This window comes from Paraburkholderia sp. BL6665CI2N2, from assembly GCF_004366535.1.
Classification (GTDB): domain Bacteria; phylum Pseudomonadota; class Gammaproteobacteria; order Burkholderiales; family Burkholderiaceae; genus Paraburkholderia.
Window position 1 is genome coordinate 5,543,718 of record NZ_SORC01000001.1, and the last position, 24,670, is coordinate 5,568,387.

Below are 24,670 nucleotides of genomic sequence, written 5' to 3' on the forward strand. Positions count from 1 at the left end.
CTTGAACATCCTGTTTAACGGCCTCAACAAGGAAAAATTGAGGTCATTCCGACGCGCGTCGGGCATCAGCGGACCAGCGAACGACGCTTCATCTCGAGCTGCGTGATCAGGCGTTGCAGCGTGTTTTCCGCGCTGCCCGGCAGCGTCAGGAAGCGGAAGCCGAGCTGGAAACGCTGCGTGCCGTTCGGCAGCGCGGTGGAGCGATGCGACACGAGCTGCAGATCGAGCGAGAGCCGGCCGAGCCCGCCGAGCGCCAGCTCGCAATCGAGCAGGCGCGTGCCCATCGGCAATTCGGCCACGCGTTCGTCTGAAGTGCGCATGCCCACGCCGCCGAGCGACAGGTCGTGCACCTCGAAGCGAAACGTGTCGCCTTCGGGTAAACGGCCAGAGCACATGTACGGATCGAGAATCGGCGCATCGACGCGGAAGTACTCGCGGCGCTGCACGTAGAACAGCACCTCGGGGAAATCGGCCTCGAATGCGGGCAGTCCTTCGAAACGGGTCTCGCGCGGCGTGCTCGTCGCGAATTCGACGCGCACGCCGTCCGGCTGCGCGTGGAACTGGCAGCGCGGTGCGCCCAGCAAGCCTCTGTTCTGATCGGACAAGGCGCCCCAATCGAACGTGAAGGTGCGGCCGCGCACGTCGACGTCGAGTAGCCGTGTTACGAGCTGTCCGCCTGCGTATTGAACCGTGAGGAAATCGCCGCGATTGACGAGATTGCGCAACTGAACGCCGATCTCCAGCGGATTGCGACGGCCGAAGTCGTTGCCGGCTTCGTCTGTCGCGGCGTGCAGCTGGCCGTGTGTGTCGGTCTGGCCGTTCGACTGGGTAGTATCCATGGGCTTGCCGGTATGCTTGTTCTTGCGGGCGCGTGCCAGAGCTCCTGCCGGGGCTTTTGCGCGGTCTTCATCGAAGCCGCAGCACGCGCATCCCAACCAGACATTACAGCGCTTTCCGGTATTGGGTCTAACTGATTAGCGGCAGCGCCCGGTCAAAATTTAGGGGCCTGTCATGAATTATTTGCCGCAAACGTTAAAAGGCGTCGTTTCTGTTCGCGGGTGGACCGGCCGCCCGTGGGCGGCCGGCCTCGTCCGTCTTGTTATGCACCTGGCCCCGTCCCGTGCATCGTTTTGATTCGATCAACGCTTAGATGACCCGAACGCGGTCACCGCGCATCAGCCCATCTTCTGCATGATGGACATCAGTTTTTTCGCGTAATGCGGGTCGGTCGCGTAACCGGCGCGCTGCATGCCGTTGGCAAAACCGTTCACGTCATGCGCCGAATTGATCACCTGCGCGTAACGCGGATTGCCCTTGAGCAGGCTCGCGTAGTCGGTCATGGCTTCCTGATACGAGTCGTAAGCGCGGAATTTTTCGACCACGCGCTGCGGCTTGCCGTTTATGTATTCGGTCGTGACGGTCGACACGGTCTTGCCGGTCCAGTCCCTGGTCGCTTTGATGCCGAACACGTTGTGGCTGGTCGAGCCGTCCGTCTTCTTGATCTCGCTCTTGCCCCAGCCGGATTCGAGCGCCGCCTGGCCGATGATGAAGCGCGCCGGAATGCCGGTCGCCGCGCTGGCCGCCTGGGCCGGTTGGGCGAGCTTGTCGACGAAAGCGTCGACCTTCGGTGAAGTGCCGTCGCCTTTCAATGGCGGAGTCAAAGCGCTGTTGGCCGAGTAGCCCTTGCCCATCGCCAGCTGGCCATTAGCTTGCGCATTGCCATACGCTTTGGCGAGCGCGTTCAGCGCCGCGGTCTGACCTTCATCGCCACCGCTGCCGCCGCCCAACGCGTTGGCCATGCCGGCCAGGCCACCGGCGGCGCCCGCGCCGCCCGCACCGCCGCCTACCTGCATGCCCTGATTGCGCATCAACTGCTTGAGCATGGCGTCAGCCACGCCAATGCCCTTTTGCGACATCTGTTGCGACAACTGCTGGTCCATCATCGAGGTGAAGGTGGCGCTGTCGTGCGAATCGAACGGGCTGTCCTGTGGCGTTGCGTCGCGCATGCTCTTCAGCATCATTTGCGTGAAGACCGCGTCGAACTGCTGCGCGGCCATCTTCATGCCGGCTTGCGGCGATGCCTTGGCCTGCGCGCTCAGCTTCGCGAACCCCTGCACGTCGAGGGCAAAGCGGTTGCTCAGGTCGTTCGCCGCGCCGGCGGAATTGGTCGTATCCGAATTCATCCTGTGTCTTCCTTAGATGATTTCCAGGTCGGCGCGCAGAGCGCCCGCCGCTTTCATCGCCTGCAGGATCGACATCAGATCCGCGGGCGTCGCACCCAATGCGTTGAGCGCCTTCACCACTTCGGCGAGATTGGCGCCGGCGGTCACCAGTTTCAGTGCACCGTTGTCCTGCTTCATCTGAATCTGCGACTGCTTGGCCACCACGGTCTGGCCGTTCGAGAACGCGCCCGGCTGACTCACCACCGGCTGCGTATTGATCACGACCGAGAGGTTGCCGTGCGCGACCGCGCAGTTCTGCAGCGTGACCATCTGATTCATCACGATCGAGCCGGTGCGCGCGTTCAGGATCACCTTCGCGGCGGCTTGCGCCGGCTTGACGTCGAGGTTCTGCAGTTGCGCCATGAAGGCGACCTGCTGCTCCGGATCGCTTGGCGCGCGCAACTGGATCGTGCGGCCGTCGAGCGCGGTGGCCGTGCCGCCGCCGAACGCGTTGTTCACCGCGGCCACGACGCGCTGCGTGGTGTCGTAGTCCATGTCGTTCAGGTCGAGTTGCATCGTGCCCGCTTGCGAGACCGACGTCGGCACCGCGCGTTCGACGATCGCGCCGCCGGCGATGCGGCCCGCGGCCAGCGTGTTCACCTGCACCTTGCTGCCGTTGGCGCTCGCGCCGGCGCCGCCGACCGCGAGATTGCCCTGGCCGAGCGCATACACCTGGCCGTCGGCGCCCTTCAGCGGCGTGAGCAGCAGCGTGCCGCCGCGCAGGCTCTTGGCATTGCCGAGCGACGACACGGTCACGTCGATCGCTTCGCCCGGACGCGCGAACGGCGGCAGCACCGCCGTCACCATCACCGCGGCGACGTTCTTCAACTGGATGTTCGACAGTGACGACTGCGAATTGCTCGAACCCGCCGCCTGGTTGTTGATCGAGATGCCGAGGTTCGCCAGCATGTTGGCGAGCGTCTGCGTGGTGAACGGCGTCTGCGTGGTCTGGTCGCCCGTACCGTCGAGGCCGACGACGAGGCCGTAGCCGATCAGCGGATTGTCGCGCACGCCCTGGATCTGCACGAGGTCCTTCAAACGTTCGGCATGAGCAGGCGTGACCGCCGGCAGCGCCGCGCAGGCGAGCGCGACGAAGGCGAGCGCGCGGCCGAAACCGGCGAATCGCGCAAGGCGGGTGCGGGAGAAAACGGTACGCATGATCACCACGGCGACACGTTGAGGAAGAAGCGCTGCAGGAAGCCCATGTTCTGGGATTCGTCGATATAGCCCTTCGCGGAATATTCGATCTTCGCGTCGGCCACCTGGGTCGAGTACACGGCGTTCAGGTTGGAGATCGTGTTGGGATTCACCACACCGGAAAAGCGCACGAATTCATTGCCCTGGTTGATCAGCATCTGCTTCTCGCCGCTGACCATCAGGTTGCCGTTCGGCAGCACGCCCGTCACCGTGACGGTGATCACGCCGCTGAACGTGTTCGACGCATTCGCACCGCCCGTCGCGGCGAACTTGTTGGCGCCGTTCGCACTCAGGTTGACTTTGCCGAACAGGCCGCCGAGAAAGCCGGCGGTCGGCACGTCGAAGTTGGTGTTGCCGCTGCGGTTGACGCCCGCGCCCGAGGACTTGGTCGCATTGACGTTTTCCTGGATCACGATCGTCAGAATGTCGCCGACATTGCGCGGCCGCTGGTCTTCGAACAACGGACGGCCCGCGTAACCCGGGTTGAAGATCGAGCCGGGCGACTGCGCCGACGGCGGCATCGGCGGCAGCGCCGTCATCGGCTGCTGCGTGATCGGCTGCTTCGGCACGAGGCCGCAGCCACCCAGGGCCGCGAGCAGCGTGAGCTGCACGAGCGCCTGAGCGGTGCGCGAATGAACCGGATTACGAGTGAAGTGCGACATCTTGATTTACCGCCTTTTTGATTCCCAGTCCCTTGAGCCTTAAACCTGCATCTGGCTCAGGGTCTGCAGCATCTGGTCGGACGTGGTCACGGCCTTGCTGTTGATTTCGTAAGCGCGTTGCGTCTGGATCATGTTCACCAGTTCCTGCACCACGTTCACGTTCGATGCTTCCACGTAGCCCTGATTCAGCGTGCCGGCGCCGTTCAGGCCCGGTTGCGCGACGTTCGGCGCACCCGACGAAGCGGTTTCCGCGAACAGGTTTTCACCCTTCGCGTCCAGACCGGCCGGATTGATGAACGTGGCGATCTGCATCGAGCCGAGTTGCTGGCTGTTGGTCGAGCCGGCCACGGTGATCGACACCACGCCGTCGCTGCCGATGGTGAGCGAAGTCGCGTTGTTCGGGATCGTGATCGCGGGGATCACTTGGTAGCCGCTCGACGTCACGAGCTGGCCTTGCGCGTTGGTCTGGAACGAGCCGTCGCGGGTATAGGCGGTCGTACCGTCGGGCATCTGCACCTGGAAAAAGCCCTGGCCGTTGATGGCGACGTCTTTCGAGTTGCCGGTCTGTTGCAGGTTGCCCTGCGTGTACAGACGCTCGGTGGCGACCTGCTGCACGCCCGTGCCGAGCTGGATGCCGGACGGCAGTTCGGTGTTCTGTGTCGAGTTCGCGCCCGGCTGGCGGACGGTTTGGTACAGCAGATCCTCGAACACCGCGCGCGAGCCCTTGAAGCCGTTGGTGCTGACGTTCGCGAGGTTGTTCGAGATCACGTCCATCTGCGCCTGTTGCGCATTCATGCCGGTCGCGGCGATGTAGAGTGAGCGATTCATGGTTCTTCTCCTGGGTGCCTAAGCGACCCGTTAGCTAAAGCTGAGCAACTGGTTGGCCGACTGATCGTTCTTGTCGGCGCTTTCCAGCAACTTCGTCTGCATCTGGAACTGACGCGCGTTGGTGATCATCGAGACCATCGCGCTGACCGGATTCACGTTGCTGCCTTCGAGCGAGGCCGGCGCCAGCGTGACGGTCGGATCGGCGTCGGCGGCGTTGCCGTCGGCGGTGCGAAACAGACCGTCGTCGCCGCGCGTCATGGTTTGCGGATCCGGATTCACCAGCTTCAGCTGATCGACCGTCACCACCGCTGTCGGCGGATCGCCCGGCGTCAGCGCGGACACCGTGCCGTCCTTGCCGATGGTGATTTCCGCGCCCGGCGGCACCGACACCGGGCCGCCGTTGCCCAGCACCACCTGATTGGTGGCGTTCACCAGTTGGCCGTTTTCATCGACATGCAGATTGCCGGCGCGCGTATAAGCCTCGCCGCCGTCGGCGGTTTGCACCGCCAGCCAGCCCGGACCCTGAATCGCCACGTCGAGCGGGTTGCCCGTCTGCTGGATCGGCCCGGGCGTGTAGTCCGCGCCCGGCGTCGACGACAGCACGAAGGTGCGCGTGGTGTTGTCGTTGATCGAACTGCCGTCGCCGAACGACATCGGCACGGCGCGGAAAGTCGCCAGTTGCGCGCGAAAACCGGTGGTCGATGCGTTGGCCAGGTTGTTCGCGACGATTGCCTGCTGTTCGAGCGCCTGCGTACTGCCCGACATCGCGGTATAGATCAGCCGATCCATGATGGGTTAGTCCCGGTCGCTTACAGGTTGATCAGGGTCTGGTCGACGGTCTGCTGGGTCTTGATCGTCTGCGCGTTCGCTTGATAGTTGCGTTGCGCGGTGATCAGGTTCACCAGTTCGCTCGTCAGATCGACGTTCGAGTTTTCCACCGCGCCGCCTTGCAGCACGCCGTGGTTGGTCGAGCCCGGCGCCGAAATCTGCGCGACGCCCGATTGCGAGGTCTGCTGGAACTCGTTGTTGCCGAGATTCACCAGACCGTTCTGATTCGAGAAGTTCGCCAGCACGATCTGGCCGAGCGCGGCGGTTTGCTGGTTCGAATAGTTACCGGTCAGCGTGCCGTCGGCGCCGATCGTGAAGCTCGTCAGCGTGCCGGCGGCGTAGCCGTCAGGCTGCAGCGAATTCACGCCGTCCTTGCCGCCGTACTGCGTCGTGCCCGCGATGTTCAGCGTCAGCTTCTGCGGCGTCGATGAACCGTCGGTGGTCGGGATCGAGAAGTTGTAGGCGAACGGCGTGGTGGTCGCGACGCCGGCTGCGTCCGTCGTGCCGAGCAGCGTGCCCGACGAGTTGAAGTTCGCGTGGCCGACCAGGCTCGCCGTGCCGGTCGAGGTGCCCGCGTACACGTTCCACGTACCGGCCGACGTCTTGGCGAAGTACATGTTGACCGTCTGCGAGCCGCCGAGCGAGTCATAGACCGTCGTGCTGGTCGAGTAGTTGTACGTCGACGAGCTGTTCTGGTTGAACGCCACCGGGGTCGGCGCGATCGCGACGCTGTCGCCCGTCGCCGGCGTGCCGTTGAACGTGATGGTCTGGCCATTGCCGAGCGCGACCGCCGTGCCCGCCGTATACGTCGCGGCGGCGGACGTCGTGCCGAGCGTGGTATCGGTGACCGTGTAGGTCGTCGGGCTGGTGAAGTTGACGGTGTAGCTGTCGTTGTTCGTGCCCGAAGCGGTGTTCGTGATGGTCGCGCCCGGCGTCGTGAGCGTGCTGCCGCCCGCGAGCGTCGGCGTCACGGTCGGCGTGCCGAGCATCAGCGGGTCCTGCGCGTTCAGATTCAGACCGGCGGTGATCTTGGTAGTCGCCTGCGGCGCGATGTTCGCGGTCGGCACGGTGAGCGGCACGGTCTGCGCGGTGTTGATGATGCCCGAGCTGTTCGCGGCGTAGCCCATCAGTTGCAGGCCTTGCGCGTTGGTGATGAAGCCGTTCTTGTCGAGCTGGAACACGCCATTGCGCGAGTACACCAGCGAACCGTTATTCGACAGCTGGAAGAAGCCGTTGCCGTTGATCGCGACGTCGAGCGCCTGGTTGGTGCTCGTAATCGTGCCTTGCGAGAACTGCTGCTGCACTTCGGCGAGCTTGGTGCCGATGCCGACCTGGTTGCCCACCGCCGTCGCCACGGAATTGGCGTACATGTCGGCGAATTGCGCGGCGCCGCTCTTGAAGCCAACCGTATTCGCGTTGGCGATGTTGTTGCCGATCACGTCGAGGTCGCTCGACGATGCCGACAAACCACTCAAACCTTGTTGGTAACCCATGACGGTCTCCGTATCTGGAAAGTCGTAACTGACAGAATCTGAATCAGAGGATGGCGGCGACGCTGGTCAGGCCGACCGTCGAGCCGTTCGAGAGCACGAGGCCCGGCGTACCGTTGTTCTGCATGACGACGCTTTGCACCGTGGCGCCCGTGAGCGTGGTGGCCGTGGCCTGCTGACCGTTGATCGTGCCGACCGCGCTGATCGTGTAGTTGCCGTCCGGCAGCGCATTGCCCGCCGTGTCGGTCGGTGTCCAGCCCACCGGAATCGTGCCGGCCGACTGCTTGCCGAGGTCGATCGTGTTGACGATCTGGCCCGCCGAGTTCTTCACGACCACCTGCAAGTCGTTCACCGAGTTGGCAAGCTGCACGCCGAACGCGCCGGCCTTGCCGCTCGCGACCGCCACCGAGCTGCCGGGCGCGAGTACGGTCGAGCCGATCAGCAGTGCGGCCTGCGATTGCTGGCCCGCCGACATCTGCGTGGCGAGCGAGCTGAGCGTCGTGTTCAACTGGCTGATGCCCGAGACCGTGTTGATCTGCGCCAGCTGCGAAGTCATCTGCGAGCTGTCCATCGGGTTGGTCGGATCCTGGTTCTTCAGCTGCGCGACGAGCAGCGACAGGAAGGTGTTCTGCAGATCGGTCGCCGAGGTGCCGGACGTGCTGCCCGTCGAACTCGAGGAACTCGAGGCACTGTTCGTGCCGTTCATCGTATCGAGCAGCGTTTGCGACACAGTCGTGCCGCTGCCGCCGATGGTGGTGTTGGTGGTCAAGGAGCTCTCCTCAGGTTCCGATCGTGAGCGTTTTCAGCATCAGTGTCTTGGCGGTGTTCAGGGTCTCGACGTTGGCCTGATACGAGCGCGAGGCCGAGATCATGTTGACCATCTCCTGCACCGGATCGACGTTCGGCAACGTGACGTAGCCGTCCGAATTCGCCGCCGGATTACCGGGGTCGTAGGCGGTCTTCATCGGCGTCGGGTCGTCGACCACGCCGGTGACCTGCACGCCGCCGACCTGCTGGCCGGACGCCGTGCGCGCGCCGCCGAGGGGGCTGACCGCGAACACGACCTGCTTGGCCTTATACGGCTGGCCGTCCGGGCCGGTCGTGCTGTCCGCGTTGGCGAGATTCGACGCCGTCACGTTGAGCCGTTGCGACTGCGCGGACATCGCGGAGCCTGCAACACCAAAAATGTTCATCAGGGATGGCATGTTTCCTGACCTCTCCTGCCGGTAGAGCCGGCTTCCAAGTTAATCCCGTAGCGATTGTTCTTGCGTACTGCTGAGTCTGTCGGCGTGGCTTCTTACGAGCCCGACTGGATCGCCGACAGCATCGTTTTGATCTGGCTGGACAACACCGTCATGCCCGATTCGAAATGCAGCGTGTTGTCCGCGAACTGCACCCGCTCGGTATCGATATCGACCGTGTTGCCGTCGAGCGCGGGTTGGGTCGGCACGCGGTATTGCAGATTGCCGTAGTCGTCGGACGGGCCGCCGGTCGGCGTCAGTGTCGACTTGCCAGCCATGTGGCCCGGCGCGGTCGACACCATCGACATGCCGCTCGTTACACCCGCGGGTTGCGTCATCGCCAGCGTCGCGTTGTTCGACGCAGCGGTGCCAGTGGCGCCGCCGCTCTTCTTCAGCGCGCCGGCGAGCGACGAGGCGAAGTCGACGTCGCGCGCCTTGTACCCAGGGGTATCGGCGTTGGCGATATTCGACGACAACAACTCCTGCCGGTAGGCGCGCACATCGAGCGCTTGACGGCCAAAAGCGAATTCGGCATCGAGTTTGTCCAGCATAAGAATCTCCGGAGAACGTTCCCGAGGCTTCCCATGCATGCCTCGCGTGAGGACTGCACTAGCCGGGAAGACCTTTTTGCATGAGGTGCATCTTATGGGCCGAACGCAAGCGGCAATCGGACGAATAACCGGGAAAGGGGGCTTCTATTCAACGTTTGCGCAAAGGGGGCGCTCACTAGAATGCAAGGCGTACCGATGCATTCGATGGAGAAACACGATGGACCAGCCCGCTTTCGATCCGACGCACCGCGCGAATTGCGCGGCGGCGCATCGCGTGGGTGCGGGTGACGCCGTCGCACGGCGTGTTGCGCGTCCGGCCTCACGTCTCCTGACTCGCCTCGTGGTGAATCTGGCGGTGTGGGTCGCCGGCGGCATTGTGCTGCTGCCCGCCACCACGCAGGCGCAAGAAGCTGGCGGCCCGATCGTGATTCCCGGTCCGGGAGAAAAGAACCCTGCCGCGCTCGCCGATCTGGCCGAGCACATGCAAGCCGCGCCGGCGAAACGCACCGGCTCCGCCGCCACACTGGCCGCTGCCACCGCGCAATCGCTGACGCTGAATTCCGCGGCTCGCGACGCCGATTCATTCACGCGCGCCGCCAACGCAAGCGGCTCGATCGTCATTGCGGGCGCGGGCGAACCGCCCGCCGCGCCGCAAATGATCCGCACCAGCTTCAGGCCCGACGCCAACGGCGTCGTGACGATTCCCGCGCCGGGCAGCACCAATGCCAACGCCATGGACGGCGTCGCACGGGTCAATGTCGTGCCGGGTTCGCGTCAGGTGGTTCCGGTCGTGGTGACGCCCTCGCCGCAGGCCGACGGCGCTCGGCAAGCGGCGGGCGTTCAGCCGGTTGCCGCCAATGCGCCGCTCAATGCAGCCGCTGGGGCATCCGCGGCTGCAGGTTTCGATAGTTTGGCGTCGCGCGGCGAGCCGCCGCAGTTGGGCGCGAATGGCAAGCCGCTCGCGACCCGCGCCGCCGTGGCGCCGGTTGCAACGGCGGCTCCTTCGGCCGCGCCGGCCACCATCGCCCGCACGCCGGCCGCGCGGCAAGTCGCACCGGCTGTCGCGCAACAGAATCTGCGCCCCGCGACACTCGCGCCAGCCGCGCCGCTGCCCGGCCAGCAGGATCCGGAAGCGATCCGCAGCGCCGCGCTCGCATTCCTGCAGCAGCAGTCCGCCGGCTTGCCCGGCAAAGTCGACATCACCGTGGCGCCGGCGTTTCCGCGCGGTCTCGCAGACTGCACGATGCTCGAACCGTTCATGCCGAGCGGCGCGCGCCTGTGGGGCCGCATGACCGTCGGCGTGCGCTGTGCGGGCGAGCGTCCGTGGACCATTTATCTGCAGGCGCGCATCTCGCTGCACGCCACCTACTATCTGGCCGCCCGCGCCATGGCGCCCGGCGAAGTGCTCACCGCCGCCGACCTCGTCGCGCGTGACGGCGATCTCACCGGCTTGCCGCAAGCCATCGTCACGGACCCGTCGCAGGCGGTCGGCTCGGTCACGCTTACGCGCGTCGCCGGCGGCATGCCGTTGCGCCGCGACATGCTGAAAAGCGCGTCGGCGGTATCGATCGGACAGACGGTGCGAGTCGTGGCAGCCGGCGAAGGTTTCGCGATTTCGGCGGAAGGCAGCGCGATGAACAATGCGTCGCCGGGCCAGCAGGTGCGGGTCAAGACGGCCAACGGCCAGATCATTTCCGGCATCGTGAAAGATGGCTCGACCGTGGAGATTCAGTTGTGAACCGCGGCGCGCACGCCATGACGAACTCCCGCGCCGCGCCCGTTCTGGCCGCCGCGAGCAGTGCGGCGGGCAGCGCCGAAATGAGGCCCGCCGACGGGCTGTGTGGAGATGTAAGGAAAGGTAACGCCTTGATCGATTGCGCTAAAGTTTTGATCAGCGGTAGCCGTTATAAAGATCAAATCGTTCAGGAAGCCAATCGTGAAAGTCGATTCCACAAACAATTCGAATCTGCCGACGTTGAAAGACGCCCTGTCCCGCTCGCAAGCAGGCGACGCGACGACCGCGAACAGCAACGCGCAGAATGCGGGCACGGCCTCGCAGACCACCACCACCAGCGGTTCGGGCGACGCCAGTGTCAGCCTGTCGGGTTTGTCGCAGCATCTGCGCAGTCTCGCGGCGTCCGGTTCGGCCGATATCGACACGGCGCACGTCGAGTCGATCAAGCAGGCCATCAAGGACGGCTCGCTGAAGATCGATTCCGGCAAGATCGCCGACGGCGTGCTGAACACCGCACGCGAACTGTTGCAAAGCAAAACCTCGTCGACCGGCAACTGATCGACGCATCGAAGTACGGTGAAGTGCCGGGCGGCGTTCGACAAACCCGGCTCGCGGATTATGCGCGAGCCGTCGTGTTCAGCGAGTTGTTGAGATGAAAGACGCCCTGCTTGCCACCCTCATCGAAGAATATTCGGCCGTCGAGGCATTTGCCTCGATTCTGACGCTCGAGACCAAGGCGCTCACTGCCTTGTCGCCGCTGGAATTGCTGCCGCCGATCGTCGAGAAGAAAACCGAACTGATCGGCCCGCTCGCCAAGCTCGAAGCCACCCGTGATGGGCTGCTCGCCGAGATGGGCTTTCCCGCCGGCTGGCCCGGCATGGAACTCGCGGCCAGCACCGACGCGCGCGTCGCCGAGCAGTGGTCGTTGCTGCAGAAAGCCGCCGAACGCGCGCGACGCTGCAATACCAGCAACGGCGAACTGATCCGCGTGCGGATGGACTACAACCAGAGGGCGCTGACGGCGCTTCAGGTAGCCGCGCCGCAGAAGGCCGGCTTCTATGGTCCGGATGGCCGGATTCCGGCGCGTCCCGCCGTGTAAAAATTGTCGCTGGATCGGCACGGCCTGACGCGCGAGTCTGGCTGAAACAGATGGATTGAAAAGGGCTCGTCTTTTGACGAGCCCGTTTTGCTTTTCAGGCACCCCGCTTCGAGCGCACCCCACTCCTTCCTGCACACGTTAGCCATCCGGCCAGGTGGCGCGAAATCGCCAGCCGCGTTGAAATCACGACTTCCCCCTTACTGAGTTGATCCGCCGTCCCGCGCTTTTTCAAGGCTATCCCGGACGTGCATCAACGGAGTGCTAACCACTAGCGAGATTGTGTAATGGTGTGTATGATTCGAGAAGTGCAGTATGAAAAGTGCCGAGGTCGTGAAACTCATTCAAGCGGCGGGTTGGCAGCTGGTCCGCACATCGGGCAGCCACCATCATTTTCGTCACGCGGCAAGAGCCGGTCTCGTGACCATCCCGCATCCGAAGAAAGATCTTCCGCCCGGCACATTGAACAGCATCCTGAAACAGGCGGGCCTGAAATGAAAAACCTGACTTTCCCTATCGCGATTGAACCGGGTAGCGCGGATCACGCGTTCGGCGTCGTCGTGCCCGACATTCCGGGCTGTTTTGCGGCAGGCGATACGCTGGAGGAAGCCTACGCGAACGCCAAGGAGGCTATCGAGGCGCATCTGGAAGTGCTGCTCGACGAGGGCTTGCCGATTCCCGCGCGGCGCACGCTGCAAGAGCACCGCCGCAATCCCGACTATGCGGATTTCACGTGGGGACTTGTCGCCACCCGGAATATTCCCGCCTTGAAGAAGGCGGTACGGATCAATATCTCGCTGCCCGAAGCGCTGGTCCAGGAGATCGACACTTATGCCCAAGCGCGCGGCATGTCGCGCTCGGCCTTTCTGGCACTGGCCGCGGAACATGAAATGGCCGAGGCATGAGGTCAAGCGGAGGCGAGACACACCGCTCACCGCTCATTTACGTCACCGAATACCCGAACTTCAGGTCGCCTCGGCGTTCGCCCAGGCCATCTCGCGCAAGCGCGTACGCAAACGGGCCACGGCCTGGCTGTGCAACTGGCAGACTCGCGATTCGCTGACTTCCATCACCGCGCCGATTTCGCGCAGGTTCATGCCGCGTTCGTAGTACAGCGACATCAGCAGCTTCTCGCGGTCCGGCAGGCGGTCGATCGCCTCCACCAGCGCCGAGCGCAGGCTGTCGTCGAGCAGCGCCGACAGCGGGTCCGAGTGATCGACGCAGTAGCGGTCGAGGAACGGCTCGTCGTCTGCCGAACGGTCGAAGTCTTCGTAATAGATCAGCTGGCTGCCGTGCAGATCCTGCAGCATCGACTGATACTCGTCGAGCGGCATTTGCAGGTGCTCGGCAATTTCCGTTTCGCTCGCCGAGCGGCCCAGATTCTGCTCCACCTTGTGCACCGCCGTTTCCACTTCACGCGAGGTGCGCCGCAAGCTGCGCGGCAACCAGTCGTTGCTGCGCAATTCGTCGAGCATCGCGCCGCGAATCCGCTGGCTCGCGTAAGTCTCGAACTGCGCGCCCTGGTCTTCCTTGTAGCGGCCTGCCGCGTCCAGCAGTCCGATCATGCCGGCCTGGATCAGATCGTCGAGATCGACGCTCGCCGGCATCTTGGCGACGAGCTGCAAGCCGAGGCGACGCACCAGCGGTGCGTACTTCGTCAGAACTTCGGCTTGGGAAATCTTTCCCTGAGCGTTATACATCGTGCTCCCCTTGTCCTTGTGCCGCCACTCAGGCGTGCTGCGCAGACGGTTGGTCGGCGTGTTGCGCCGCTGTAACTGCCGCAGGCGCCATCCACGGCGTTTGCGACGACATCGCTGGCCGCATCGGCCAGTACTGCAATTCGGCCGCGAGATGCCGGAAGTCGCGCGCAGCCGGTGTCGATGGAAACGCATCGACGACACAACGCGACAACTCCAGGGCTCGCGCCATCCGCGCATCGGCGGCAATACAACCGGCGTCTTCCAGCGCCACCGTCAGGTAGCGCCCGGCCACGCCGGCCAGGTTTGCAAACGCGGTATGCGCGTCGTTCACGCTCTGCACGTGGTTCACCAGCACGCGAAACTGCGCGATGGCGTGCGCGTAGTGCAGGCGCTTCATGCATGCGTACGCGTCGGTGATCGCGTGCGCGGCCATGCGCGTGACGATCATCACGTCGTGCGCTTGCCTCGCGAGTGCCGAGAGATGACCTTGCGCATCGAGTTCCGCGTCGATCAGCACGACGTCGGCGGAACCGCGCAACACCACACCGAACTCCGCGGCCGTATGACCTTCCCGGTTCGGACGCGAGGCGGCCAGTACGGAGAAGCCGAGTGCGTGCCTTGCAGCGGCGTCGTCGAGCGTCATCTCGCCGCGCATCACGGCGGCGAAATTGCCCGCGCCGCGCACGCCGCCGAGCATCGTGCTCACCGATTTCTCGCCGAGGCATTCGTCGATCACGAGCACGTCCTTACCCTGCTGCGCCAGCGCGGCGGCGAGGTTCACCACCGTCGTCGTCGAGCCGACGCCGGCCGAGCCGCTCGTCACCGCAATCACACGCGAGCCGCTGCGGGCCAACATCCGCCGCAGTCCTTCTGCCTGATCGGAGATGACTTTATCCAAAGCGGACCTCGTGCAATTCGGCCGTGGAACGTGCGGACAATGCGGACAGCAACGCCGGAATGTCGTCGTCGTGCGGCACGAATGGCGAGTTATCGCGCGGTATGCAGAAGGTGCTCTTGATCAGGAATTTCTTTGTCGCGACGTACAGGTTCTCCGGCACCTTCTGACCGGTCGACACGTAGTGCACCGGCAGCTTGTAACGGATCACCGTATCGAGCACGCCGCCGAGATTGGTGGCCTCGTCGAGCTTGGTCAGAATGCAGCCGGCGAGCGGCTGTTGATCCGGCGCGCGCTGATAGGCCTGCACGACTTCGTTGAGCGTGTCGCCATGGCTGGTCGCATTGAGCAGCAGCAGGCGCTGCACCGGCTGACCGGCGTGGCACAGCATCGCGATCTGGTCGGAGACGAGGCGGTCGCGCTGGCTCATGCCGATCGTGTCGATCAGCACGATGTGCTTGTTGCGCAGTTCGGAGAGGGCGAGTTGCAGGTCGGCGCCGTCTTTCACCGCATGTACCGACACGCCGAGAATCTTGCCGAAGATGCGCAGTTGTTCGTGGCCGCCGATCCGGTAGCTGTCGGTGGTGAGCAAGGCGACCTTGCTGGCGCCGAAGCGCATCACGCAACGCGCGGCGAGCTTGGCGGTGGTTGTCGTCTTGCCGACGCCCGTCGGGCCCATCAGCGCGAATACGCCACCGCGCTCCATCAGCGCGTCTTCGTCTTCCATCACCGGCAGGTTCGAATCGAGCACCGAGCGGACCCAGTCCATGCCGCCGTCCATGTTCTCGACGTCGGGCGGCAGGTTGTCGACCATCATCTGCACGAGCTGCGCGGAGAAACCGGCCGCGAACAGATGCTTGGTGAGCGAGGCGCGCACCGGGTTGCGGCGCTGGCGCTCACCCCACAGCAGGCCGGCGAAATGCTCTTCCATCATTCCGCGCATCGACGACAGTTCGCTCATCACGGTCTCGTTGACCACTTGCTCCATACGCGCCTTGATTGCTTCGGCGACCGAAGCGGGCGTGCGGGCGTCGTCGTTCGAGGACTGCGCCGGTGCGTTTTTCTGCGCGGCGCGGCGTGCGGCGGCTTGCGCGCCTTCACGCGCCCAGTCGGGCGTGTCGCCGCCTTGGGGCGCCGCAGCCTTGGCCGGTTCGACGGCGGCACCGAGGCCCTTGGCCATCGCGGCAGCTGGCGTCATCGCAGCGGGACGCGCGCTGTATGCGCCTTCCTGTTGCTGTTCGGCGGCGATGCGGCGAGCGTGGTCGATCAGCCAGGGATTCGATTCGGCCATCGTGCGCGGCGTTTGCACGTCGGCGCCCGGTGCGGTGGACGCAGCCGGCGCGCCGGCCGCTTTGAGCAGATCGGCGCGGATGTCTTCGGAGAGGCGCGAGGCCGCGGCGCGGGCACTCGGTTGCTCGGGACTGGTCGGTTTCGACGGCACTTCCGCGGCTACCTTGATCGGGGCGGCTGCCTTGACGGGGGCGGCGGTCGGTGCGTCGCTCGCGTCGTCGTCAATGTGCTCGGAGTATGAGACGTGGTTGCCAACGCCGTTGCCGAGATTCTCCGCGCCGGCTTCCGGGCTCGCGCCGAACACCGACGAGAACACATCGGGCATGCCGCTCGCATACGGGTTCGCCTGCATCGGCGCTGCCGCCGGCATGGCGCGCGGTGCGGCCAGCGCGGGCCGTCCAGCCATCGCATTCATCGATCCAGCCTGCGGTGCGCCGGCGCCTGCGCGCGGGACTTTCGGCGAGAGGGCGGCGAGGTCGCTGTCGGCCAGCGCGACGATCTCGACGCTGCCGTCGTCCATCGTGCGATTGGACAGTACGACCGCGTCCGCGCCCAACGCTTCGCGCACGAGACGCAGCGCATCACGACTGGTAGCACCGACAAATTTACGAATGTTCAAGCTGGACCCCCGATGAGGTAAACGGACTAACGGACCGGCAACATACCGCTTCCCATTGAGATCATTATTGCGAAACCCGTCGAGGCACGATCGATGGATAAAGACCGTTAAACGTGGGCAATTCGGACGATGGAAACGTGCTTCGATTCACACGCACGCCGGTTTGAAACACGCTTGGTGGCGGCGTCGGACGGCACTTTCGCGGACGCGGCGTGTACTTCGCCGTCCGCTTGCGACATGAAAGTCAGGCGCCAGAATGAGAACCGGCGCTCCACGAGCGCCGGCAAAAGACATCGGCCACAAACTGGCCTCGGTGAGCGATACGCGCTAACCGTGCGCGCCGATCAGATTCACCACCTTGATATTGCGCGTGTCGGGCACTTCCGCATACGACAGCACCTTCAGCTGCGGCAGGCTGCGGCGCAGGAAGCGCGCGAGCATCGGCCGCAACGCATGCTGCACCAGCAGCACAGGCGCAAGCCCGAGGTTCTGCTGACGCGTCATCGCCTTCTGCGTTTCGTTCAGCAGCGTGTGCGCGAGGCCCGGCTCGAGACCCGGGTTGGAGCCGGTCGAGAGCGCCTGCGAGAGCACGCGTTCGAGATTCGAATCGAGGCCCATCACCTGCATATCGCCGACGCCCGGGAACCACTGCTGCGTGATCGCCCGACCGAGCGCGAGGCGCACGGCGGCGGTGAGATCGTGCGCGTCGGTGATCTTCGGCGTGTGTTCGGAGAGCGCTTCGAGAATCGTGCGCATGTCGCGAATCGGCACGCCTTCTTCCAGCAGATTTTGCAGCACCTTTTGCAGCGTGGTGAGCGGCAGCGCCTTCGGCACCAGATCGTCGACCAGCGACGGCGTGTCCTTCTGCATCCGTTCGAGCAACGCCTGCACTTCCCGGCGGCCGAGCAATTCCGACGCATGCGTGACCACGAGATGATTCAGGTGCGTCGCCACCACCGTGCTCGAATCGACCACCGTGTAGCCGTACACCTGAGCCTGTTCGCGCAGGTTCGTATCGATCCAGATGGCCGGCAAGCCGAAGGCGGGATCTTGCGTCGGCGTGCCCGGCAGCGCGGCGGACACCTGGCCCGGGTTGATCGCCAGCCACTGGCCCGGATACGCTTCGCCGACGCCCACCTCGACGCCCTTCAGCGCGATGCGATAGCCGTTCGGCCGCAATTCCAGGTTGTCGCGGATATGAATGACCGGCGGCAGAAAGCCGATTTCCTGCGCGAACTTCTTGCGGATGCTCTTGATCCGCTTGAGCAGTTCGCCGTCCGAGTTCTTGTCGACGAGCGGAATCAGCCGGTAGCCGACTTCGAGGCCGAGCGTGTCGATCATCGTCACGTCGTCCCAGCTCGCCTCAGTGTTTTCGACCGGCGCCAGCGCGGCCGGTGCGACATCGACGAGCGCCGTCGTGTTCTTGCGCTCCTCGGCGCGCTTTTTCATCGTGCGGCCGAGCTGGATCAGACCGCCGCCGAGAATCAGAAACGCGAAATGCGGCATGCCTGGAATCAGGCCCATCAGCACGAGAATGCAGCCGGTGATCACCAGCACGCGCGGATTGGTGAACAACTGGCCGGTGAGCTGCGTGCCGATGTCCTCGTTGGTCGCCACACGCGAGACGATCACACCGGCGGCGGTCGAAATCACCAGCGACGGAATTTGCGCGACGAGGCCGTCACCGATGGTGAGCAGCGTGTAGTTCTTGCCCGCCGCCGCGAAGCTCATGTCGTGCTGCACGATACCGACGATCAGTCCGCCGATGATGTTGATCACCATGATCAGCAAACCGGCGATCGCATCGCCGCGCACGAACTTGCTCGCGCCGTCCATCGAACCGTAGAACTCGGCTTCCTGCGAGACTTCCGAGCGGCGCTTACGGGCCTGTTCTTCGTTGATGAGGCCGGCATTCAGGTCGGCGTCGATCGCCATCTGCTTGCCGGGCATCGCGTCGAGCGTGAAGCGCGCGGACACTTCCGCGATCCGCCCCGCGCCCTTGGTGATCACCGAGAAGTTGATGACCATCAAAATGATAAAGACGACGATACCGACCGCGAAGTTGCCGCCCACGAGGAAGTGGCCGAACGACTCGATCACCTGGCCGGCCGCGTCGGGGCCGGTGTGGCCTTCGAGCAGTACGACCCGCGTGGACGCCACATTCAGCGAAAGGCGCAGCAAGGTCGAGAACAGCAGCACGCTCGGGAATGCCGCGAAATCGAGCGGCTTCATCGTGTACATGCTGACGAGCAGCACCATCACCGAGAGCGCGATGTTGAAGGTGAACAGCAGATCCAGCAGGAACGGCGGCAACGGCAAAATCATCATGCCGAGGATCATGCAGATCAGCACCGGCCCGGCGAGGGCGCGCAAATTGGTGCTGCTCAAGGCGTCTGGCCGTCGGGCGAGGAAACCGGCGCGAGCGTTCATGCGGAGGCTCCTGAAGCGTCTTCGTTATCTGGGTTGAGCGTGTCGGCGGCTTCCTGATCGGCTTCGTCGTCCGATACACCGCCCTTGTCGAGTTCCGCGGGCACGTCGAGTTCGGTCGGTGCGAGCGGCACGTCGCCGCCCTCGGCCTTGAAGCGGCGCAACTGATACACCCACGCGAGCACTTCGGCGACCGCGCCGTACAGCGGGCCCGGAATCTCGCGATTGAGTTCGACGTTGTGGTACAGCGCCCGCGCGAGCGGCGGCGCTTCCAGCAGCGGCACATTGTTCTCGGCGGCAATTTCGCGAATCCGCGCCGCCACCAGGTTGACGCCCTTGGCGACCACCTTCGGCGCGCGCATCTCGCCGTCGGTGTATTGCAGCGCCACGGCGAAGTGCGTCGGGTTGGTCACCACTACATCGGCCTTCGGCACGTTGGTCATCATGCGACGGCGGGCAATCGCGCGCTGCTGCTGGCGAATCCGGCCTTTGACGTGCGGATCGCCTTCGCTTTCGCGGTGTTCGCGCTTCACTTCTTCCTTCGTCATGCGCAGCTTCTTGTGGAATTGCCACAGTTGATACGGCACATCCATCGCGGCGACGACGAACATGCCCGCCACCGTCATGCCGCAGCACACGGCGATCAGATGCACGGTGTTGGCGAGCGCGAGATGCAGCGGCTGGGTCGCCAGCGCGAGAATCTCTTCGCGGCGATTCCAGATCGCCGTGCCGCCGATCACGCCCACCACCAGCGTCTTCGCGAGCGACATGCCGAGCTGGATCGGTCCGTTGATCGAAAACATCTTGCCGAGGCCGGCGATCGGATTGAGGCGGTCGAACTTCGGCTCGAGGCCTTTCGCCGACAACTGCCAGCCGCCCAGCGCCATCGGCGCGAACAAGGCGGCGACGCCGGTGAAGGCGAGAATCGGTAGCAGCGCGTAGAGCCCTTCGCGGCTCGCCACGCCCGCGCCGATCATCATGCGGCGGGTTTCGAACGCGCCGGCGTGATCGAACGTGAAGGCCGCGCGCAGCATGCCCTGCAAATGTTCGCCGATGCTGCCGGACATCCCCCACACGCCGAAGAACCCCGCTGCCAGCAGCGCAAACGTGGACAGTTCGCGCGAACGCACGATCTGCCCTTCCTCGCGCGCCTTCTGCAGGCGCCGGGGAGTGGCTGATTCGGTCTTTTCGAGGTCGCTATCCTCTGCCACAAACGCTCTCCGGTCGGCTGAGGCACGGCGCCTCTTTCCAGTGAGAGCGATTATTCCCGCTCGACGCAAGCACCGATCGGCGGATAAAGGCGGAGAAAGGGGGGTATTTCGACGGATGGAGACGGCCGGGAAGCCCGCCGGCCGGCCCTGCTGACGCGAAACGGCCACTCGTGGCCGGGCCGGACGCCCGCGTGTTTCGCGCGAGCGCCGGTTCGGCTTCAGCCCTCAGGCTTCACTGTGGCGCTTCGATCAGAACGCCACGAAAGGCGTTTGACCGCCATTTGCGGTCTGATCGATGCCGTAATACACATGGCGGCCGTAGAAGAACGGCAATCCGAGATCGAAGCTGCTGTTGCCGCCGATCTGCCCCGCCAGGTCGTTGAACGCGTAGTTGTTGCCGTTGCTGAACAGCGTCGCGGCACTCAGGATGCCGATGCTGGCGTTCGCCTGCGCCTTGTTCAGCCCGACCAGCGTCAGCGTCCGCGTTTGCGCCGACGACGGGCAGTAAAAGCCCGCGAAGTTGCTGCCGCACTGCGCAAGGGAGCTATCGCCAAAGAAGTAGGCGTTCGAGCCCGAATCGAGGAAGGCTTGTACCTGCGTGCCGTTGAACACGCTGTTGTCCATGTCACCGAAAGCGTCGGTGGTGAAAAGCTGGACCCCGGTGAGCGCGTTGTTCGCCTGCGTGCCGACGCCGAACACCAGTGTGCCGGTGGCGGAGGACGCGCCGGTGTTGGACACCGGCGGCATCTGCACGATCACGCCGTTGTTGTCGACCGGGAAAAACGGGACTGGATTGGCCACCTGCTGCGCGAGCGGTACCGCCGTGCGGGCGCACGACACGCCGCCCGGACAGGCGAAGTAATTGCTGAATTTGGCCGCCTGTGCCGGGTCCGAGCAGGTCGTACCGCAATCGGTGGGCGACGTGCCGATGCCGAGAATACCGTTGGCGCCGAGATCGTCGACCTTGTTTTCGGCCTGGCCGCTGCCACAGCCGGGCGTGGGCACCGTGCTCGAATCCTTGTCGCCGATGATCTGCATCGGAACGGCCGCCGTCGTCGTCTCGCCGCCGATCGCGATGGTCGCGGTGCGCACCGTGCCCCACGTGAAGCCGTCCGCGAAGGTCGCGCACTCGGCGAGCTGGGCGCCGCTGCCGCTGATGGTGCTGACCGGCAACGCATTGAGCAGCGAGGCGTTCAGGACCGAGCTGACCACGCGCAGCCCGTAGGAACCGGTATCGACCTGGATATTGTCAATGGTCTGACAATTCGTGGTCGAACCGGGCGCGCATATTCTCACGCTGACCGCCGGGATATTGATGACGCCGTTCACGCCTCGGCCGACGGTGATGGGCACTGTATTCGCCGCAGTGGCGGCAATGGGCTGCTGGGTCGGACTGGGCGGCAGCGAGCCGCCGTTCAGCGAGGTCGACGAATCGTTATTGGAGCCGCCACCGCCGCCGCACGCGACGAGCGCGGACACTAGCGCCACGGCGACGACGGCCTGCATCCAGCCCTTGAGTTTCACAGCAATATGCTTGGTTCGCATGTCTCGTCCTCGCTATTACTGGATGTCTGAACCGCTAACGCCGACAGGCAACGCAGGAGGCAACCACGCCTGGCCACTGAACGAGCCCATGTGGCCGCCGGAGCGCACCACGAGGCCGCTCTGGTCGACCGCGACCGGGCCGCGGCTCCCGCCGCGCGCCGCGCGCACCGCCTTGACGCCGGCCACGTACTGCGGGAAATAGCTGCCGAGCAGATCGTTCAGATCCGGCATTTGCGGGCCGCGCCAGGCGATGCCGAACACGGATCCGTCCGAGGCGAAATATTCGCGGACCACGGTGCCGTTGCCGAGCGCCGTCTCACGCACGGTGTAAGAGGTGGAAGCTGTAGCGGACGACCCGGCGTTGGACGCGGAGCGCATCACGCTCTGCGCCGCGTTGACGGCGCTGCTGCCGGGCTGAACGGTGCGCGACGAGACTGACGCGCCCGTGGGCGGTGTCATGGGGGCGCCGCCCAGTCCAGCATGAGCGGACTGCACGACGATTAGCGAACAGGGTAAGGCAAGCGCCGTAACGATCCCGGCGCGGCGTACACGACTCCACATAACAAGGCTCCTCCCGAGCGGCCGCTCGGTTCGCACGTGATGCAAACCGGCTGCATGTACGCAGATCATACGGCACCGCTGCGATCGCACCGTGGAGGGTTTCTCCCCATCGTGCCACCGACCGGCATGTGTCTTCGCCGGAGCGCCGTGCCGCTGCTTGAGCCCGTAGTATGCCTGTGGTTTGTGTCGGCAGACAGCAAGCACACGCGGGTGCGTGGCTCGCTATGGGTCCCGGTTGGACCCGGCGCCTTTGGTGGGCGGGCGCGACGTGGCGTCGCGCCGACGGGGTCAGAAGCCGAGGCTGGCCAGAAGATCGTCCACTTGCGACTGGTCCTGCACCACGTCCGTTTTGCCTTCCGGATTGATTTGCGGACCGTTCAGCAGATGCTCGGGGCTGCCGGTCGACGAGACTTCGGCCGCCAGTGCCGCCGCGTTCGCCGCGAACTGCTCGCGCCGTTCGAGCGCGATGTTCTCGACCAGCACGCCGAGCAGCTGTTGCTCGATCAGATACACGACATCCGTGATCTTCTTGATGACCTGGCCAGTCAGATCCTGGAAATCCTGCGCCAGCATGATCTCCATGAGCTGCGAGTTGGTCCCGCTGGTCGCCTCGGGCACGCCGCGCAGGAAGGTCCGCGTGTCGTTCATCAACGCGCGCACTTCCTCGCGTTCGATCGGCGCCGCGTACCACTGCTCCCAACGCGCGTCGAGTTCACCCGCGTCTTTCTGCAGCTGCTCCTGGATCGGCTTGGCGATGTCGATAGCGGACAGGACGCGCTCAGCGGCCTGCTCCGTCATATCCGCAATGTACTTCAGGCGGTCGCGGGCATCGGGCACGGCTTCGGCCGCACGTTCGACATGCTTGTCGAGCCCGAGCTCGCGCATCGAGTCGCGCAGCGTGCGCGTCAGTTGTCCAATGCGAGCCAGGATACGGTCGGACGCGAAGTCGCCGCTCTCGTTGCCCGCGTCGGCGCCTTGCGCGTTGGTCGGCAGATTCACATCAGCTCCCGGTCTTGGCCATCTTCTCGAGAATCTTGTTGAGCTTCTCGTCGAGCGTCGCGGCCGTGAACGGCTTGACGACATAACCGCTCGCGCCGGCCTGCGCCGCCGCGATGATGTTTTCCTTCTTCGATTCGGCCGTCACCATCAGCACCGGCAAGTGCGTGAGGTTGGCGTCGGCGCGGATCTCCTTGAGCATGGCCAGACCGTCGAGGTTCGGCATGTTCCAGTCGGAGATCACGAAGTCGTACGTGCCGCCACGCAAACGCGCGAGACCGGCCTGGCCATCTTCCGCCTCGTCGACGTTCGAATAGCCGAGTTCCTTGAGGAGGTTGCGGACGATCCGGCGCATCGTCGGAAAGTCGTCAACAACCAGAATCTTCATTCCCTTATCCATTTCATTCCCTTTGCTTGATCCATGGTGCGGCGCCTCACCGCTCAACTCGCGCCTCAAACCAGCGCCTCAAATCCTACCGGCCCGCATCATACCCGCTGAACGCGGTCGCCCATTGCCGAGAGACGCGCCATCACACGTCGGCTCATTTCCGGCAGCGCGGCGATCTCGTCCGCCGCGCCAAGTGCAATCGCTTCGCGCGGCATGCCGAACACAATACAGCTCGCCTCGTCCTGCGCAAGGGTGTACGCCCCTGCCTTTTTCATGTCCAGCAGTCCGGCGGCGCCGTCGCGCCCCATGCCGGTCAGAATCACGCCGACCGCGTTCTTGCCCGCATGCTGCGCGGCCGAACGGAACAGCACGTCCACCGACGGACGATGCCGGTTGACCGGCGGCTCGTCCGACAGGTGAGCAATATAGTTCGCGCCACTACGCGCAAGCAACAGATGGGCATGGCCGGGCGCAATGTAAGCATGTCCCGGCAGCACGCGTTCGCCGTGCTCTGCCTCTTTAACGGTAATCCGGCACAAACCATTGAGGCGTTGCGCAAAAGATTTTGTGAAGCCCGGCGGCATATGCTGCGCGATCAGCACCGCGGGCGCATCCGGCGGCAGCGGCACCAGCACTTCGCGGATCGCTTCCGTGCCGCCCGTCGACGCGCCGACGATGATCAGCTTCTCGGTACTGAGCAGCGGATTGTTGAACAGCGGTGCCGCGCCGACCGTCGCCTGCGCGGCATGTGCAGCCGCGTGCTGCACCGGCGCGGCCTGGCGCACGCGTGCGCGCGCGGCGGCGCGAATCTTGTCGGCGAGCTTTTCCGAATAGTCGAGCATGCCGTCGCGAATGCCGACCTTCGGTTTGGTGACGAAGTCGACCGCGCCGAGTTCCAGCGCGCGCAGCGTGATTTCATTGCCGCGTTCGGTCAGCGACGAGACCATCACGACGGGCATCGGCCGCAGGCGCATCAGCTTCTCGAGGAAATCGAGGCCATCCATGCGCGGCATTTCGACGTCGAGCGTCAGCACATCGGGGTTGTGCTGCTTGATGAGATCGCGCGCGACCAGCGGGTCGGGTGCGGTCGCCACTACCGTCATATCCGGCTGGCCGTTGATGATTTCCGTCATCAGGCTGCGGATCAGCGCCGAATCGTCGACGCACAGTACTTTGATCTTTTGCACA

At 64.6% G+C, this 24,670-nt stretch carries 26 protein-coding genes; 5 read left to right on the forward strand and 21 right to left on the reverse strand.

Annotated features, from left to right (window positions below; all coding sequences use genetic code 11):
* Positions 1 to 65: 65 nt before the first annotated feature.
* The 10 genes from B0G81_RS24915 to flgB all read right to left on the reverse strand — a co-directional run bounded on the left by B0G81_RS24915 (position 66) and on the right by flgB (position 9,019).
* Positions 66 to 839: a flagellar brake protein gene (locus B0G81_RS24915; protein WP_121307021.1), complete on the reverse strand. Its 774-nt coding sequence runs from the start codon at positions 837 to 839 to the stop codon at positions 66 to 68.
* A 336-nt stretch (positions 840 to 1,175) separates the two neighbouring features.
* Entirely contained in the window at positions 1,176 to 2,183 is a 1,008-nt protein-coding gene (gene flgJ / locus B0G81_RS24920; protein ID WP_106284807.1) for a flagellar assembly peptidoglycan hydrolase FlgJ, read from the reverse strand.
* Positions 2,184 to 2,195: 12 nt separating this feature from the next.
* Entirely contained in the window at positions 2,196 to 3,380 is a 1,185-nt protein-coding gene (locus B0G81_RS24925) for a flagellar basal body P-ring protein FlgI (protein WP_106284806.1), read from the reverse strand.
* Positions 3,381 to 3,382: 2 nt separating this feature from the next.
* A complete protein-coding gene (gene flgH, locus B0G81_RS24930; RefSeq protein ID WP_116118510.1) occupies positions 3,383 to 4,081 on the reverse strand; it encodes a flagellar basal body L-ring protein FlgH in 699 nt (232 codons plus the stop codon).
* 39 nt (positions 4,082 to 4,120) lie between these two features.
* Positions 4,121 to 4,909 (reverse strand): flagellar basal-body rod protein FlgG, encoded by a 789-nt coding sequence (flgG, locus tag B0G81_RS24935; protein WP_012434703.1) that lies wholly within the window; start codon positions 4,907 to 4,909, stop codon positions 4,121 to 4,123.
* Positions 4,910 to 4,939: 30 nt separating this feature from the next.
* Entirely contained in the window at positions 4,940 to 5,698 is a 759-nt protein-coding gene (flgF, locus tag B0G81_RS24940) for a flagellar basal-body rod protein FlgF (RefSeq protein ID WP_106284804.1), read from the reverse strand.
* A 20-nt stretch (positions 5,699 to 5,718) separates the two neighbouring features.
* Complete coding sequence (locus B0G81_RS24945) at positions 5,719 to 7,230, reverse strand: flagellar hook protein FlgE (RefSeq protein WP_106284803.1); 1,512 nt, start codon at positions 7,228 to 7,230, stop codon at positions 5,719 to 5,721.
* A gap of 43 nt (positions 7,231 to 7,273) precedes the next feature.
* Positions 7,274 to 7,996 carry a flagellar hook assembly protein FlgD gene (flgD, locus tag B0G81_RS24950; RefSeq protein WP_106284802.1) on the reverse strand — a complete coding sequence of 241 codons (723 nt, stop codon included), beginning with the start codon at positions 7,994 to 7,996 and terminating at the stop codon, positions 7,274 to 7,276.
* Between the two features lie 10 nt (positions 7,997 to 8,006).
* Entirely contained in the window at positions 8,007 to 8,432 is a 426-nt protein-coding gene (flgC, locus tag B0G81_RS24955; protein WP_012434707.1) for a flagellar basal body rod protein FlgC, read from the reverse strand.
* Positions 8,433 to 8,524: 92 nt separating this feature from the next.
* Positions 8,525 to 9,019 carry a flagellar basal body rod protein FlgB gene (gene flgB / locus B0G81_RS24960; protein WP_116143690.1) on the reverse strand — a complete coding sequence of 165 codons (495 nt, stop codon included), beginning with the start codon at positions 9,017 to 9,019 and terminating at the stop codon, positions 8,525 to 8,527.
* 217 nt (positions 9,020 to 9,236) lie between these two features.
* On the opposite strand from flgB, the gene flgA reads away from it, so the two are divergent.
* On the forward strand, positions 9,237 to 10,757 hold the full coding sequence (flgA, locus tag B0G81_RS24965; protein WP_134138624.1) for a flagellar basal body P-ring formation chaperone FlgA: 1,521 nt from the start codon (positions 9,237 to 9,239) through the stop codon (positions 10,755 to 10,757).
* On the opposite strand, the gene B0G81_RS24970 is transcribed toward flgA, so the two are convergent.
* The gene (locus B0G81_RS24970) at positions 10,748 to 10,972 is read right to left on the reverse strand and encodes a hypothetical protein (protein WP_134138625.1); all 225 of its coding nucleotides are present in this window, start codon (positions 10,970 to 10,972) and stop codon (positions 10,748 to 10,750) included. The genes flgA and B0G81_RS24970 overlap by 10 nt on opposite strands.
* Here B0G81_RS24970 and flgM point away from each other — a divergent pair.
* The 4 genes from flgM (at position 10,956) to B0G81_RS24990 (ending at position 12,755) form a co-directional block, all read left to right on the forward strand.
* A complete protein-coding gene (gene flgM / locus B0G81_RS24975; protein WP_134138626.1) occupies positions 10,956 to 11,312 on the forward strand; it encodes a flagellar biosynthesis anti-sigma factor FlgM in 357 nt (118 codons plus the stop codon). The two genes, B0G81_RS24970 and flgM, sit on opposite strands and share 17 nt — an antisense overlap.
* A 94-nt stretch (positions 11,313 to 11,406) precedes the next feature.
* The gene (locus B0G81_RS24980) at positions 11,407 to 11,853 is read left to right on the forward strand and encodes a flagellar protein FlgN (protein ID WP_134138627.1); all 447 of its coding nucleotides are present in this window, start codon (positions 11,407 to 11,409) and stop codon (positions 11,851 to 11,853) included.
* Positions 11,854 to 12,165: 312 nt separating this feature from the next.
* A complete protein-coding gene (locus B0G81_RS24985; RefSeq protein ID WP_106284797.1) occupies positions 12,166 to 12,348 on the forward strand; it encodes a type II toxin-antitoxin system HicA family toxin in 183 nt (60 codons plus the stop codon).
* A complete protein-coding gene (locus tag B0G81_RS24990) occupies positions 12,345 to 12,755 on the forward strand; it encodes a type II toxin-antitoxin system HicB family antitoxin (protein ID WP_106284796.1) in 411 nt (136 codons plus the stop codon). The genes B0G81_RS24985 and B0G81_RS24990 overlap by 4 nt, the downstream gene beginning before the upstream one ends.
* Before the next feature lie 60 nt (positions 12,756 to 12,815).
* Here B0G81_RS24990 and B0G81_RS24995 read toward each other — a convergent pair whose 3' ends face one another.
* The 10 genes from B0G81_RS24995 to B0G81_RS25040 form a co-directional block, all read right to left on the reverse strand.
* On the reverse strand, positions 12,816 to 13,550 hold the full coding sequence (locus B0G81_RS24995; RefSeq protein WP_012434714.1) for an RNA polymerase sigma factor FliA: 735 nt from the start codon (positions 13,548 to 13,550) through the stop codon (positions 12,816 to 12,818).
* A gap of 28 nt (positions 13,551 to 13,578) precedes the next feature.
* Entirely contained in the window at positions 13,579 to 14,448 is an 870-nt protein-coding gene (locus B0G81_RS25000) for an AAA family ATPase (protein WP_106284795.1), read from the reverse strand.
* Positions 14,441 to 16,354: a flagellar biosynthesis protein FlhF gene (gene flhF / locus B0G81_RS25005; protein ID WP_134138628.1), complete on the reverse strand. Its 1,914-nt coding sequence runs from the start codon at positions 16,352 to 16,354 to the stop codon at positions 14,441 to 14,443. The genes B0G81_RS25000 and flhF overlap by 8 nt, the downstream gene beginning before the upstream one ends.
* A gap of 327 nt (positions 16,355 to 16,681) precedes the next feature.
* Positions 16,682 to 18,784: a flagellar biosynthesis protein FlhA gene (gene flhA, locus B0G81_RS25010; protein WP_134138629.1), complete on the reverse strand. Its 2,103-nt coding sequence runs from the start codon at positions 18,782 to 18,784 to the stop codon at positions 16,682 to 16,684.
* On the reverse strand, positions 18,781 to 19,992 hold the full coding sequence (gene flhB, locus B0G81_RS25015; RefSeq protein WP_106284791.1) for a flagellar biosynthesis protein FlhB: 1,212 nt from the start codon (positions 19,990 to 19,992) through the stop codon (positions 18,781 to 18,783). The genes flhA and flhB overlap by 4 nt, the downstream gene beginning before the upstream one ends.
* 249 nt (positions 19,993 to 20,241) lie before the next feature.
* A complete protein-coding gene (locus B0G81_RS25020; RefSeq protein ID WP_134138630.1) occupies positions 20,242 to 21,537 on the reverse strand; it encodes a DUF3443 domain-containing protein in 1,296 nt (431 codons plus the stop codon).
* Positions 21,538 to 21,552: 15 nt separating this feature from the next.
* A complete protein-coding gene (locus B0G81_RS25025; RefSeq protein ID WP_134138631.1) occupies positions 21,553 to 22,098 on the reverse strand; it encodes a DUF2844 domain-containing protein in 546 nt (181 codons plus the stop codon).
* Between the two features lie 288 nt (positions 22,099 to 22,386).
* Positions 22,387 to 23,097, reverse strand: a complete 711-nt coding sequence (cheZ, locus tag B0G81_RS25030) for a protein phosphatase CheZ (RefSeq protein ID WP_106284788.1) — start codon at positions 23,095 to 23,097, stop codon at positions 22,387 to 22,389.
* 1 nt (position 23,098) lies between these two features.
* Positions 23,099 to 23,494 carry a chemotaxis response regulator CheY gene (gene cheY / locus B0G81_RS25035; RefSeq protein ID WP_095417937.1) on the reverse strand — a complete coding sequence of 132 codons (396 nt, stop codon included), beginning with the start codon at positions 23,492 to 23,494 and terminating at the stop codon, positions 23,099 to 23,101.
* Positions 23,495 to 23,580: 86 nt separating this feature from the next.
* Complete coding sequence (locus B0G81_RS25040) at positions 23,581 to 24,669, reverse strand: chemotaxis response regulator protein-glutamate methylesterase (RefSeq protein WP_166679057.1); 1,089 nt, start codon at positions 24,667 to 24,669, stop codon at positions 23,581 to 23,583.
* Position 24,670 lies beyond the last annotated feature (1 nt).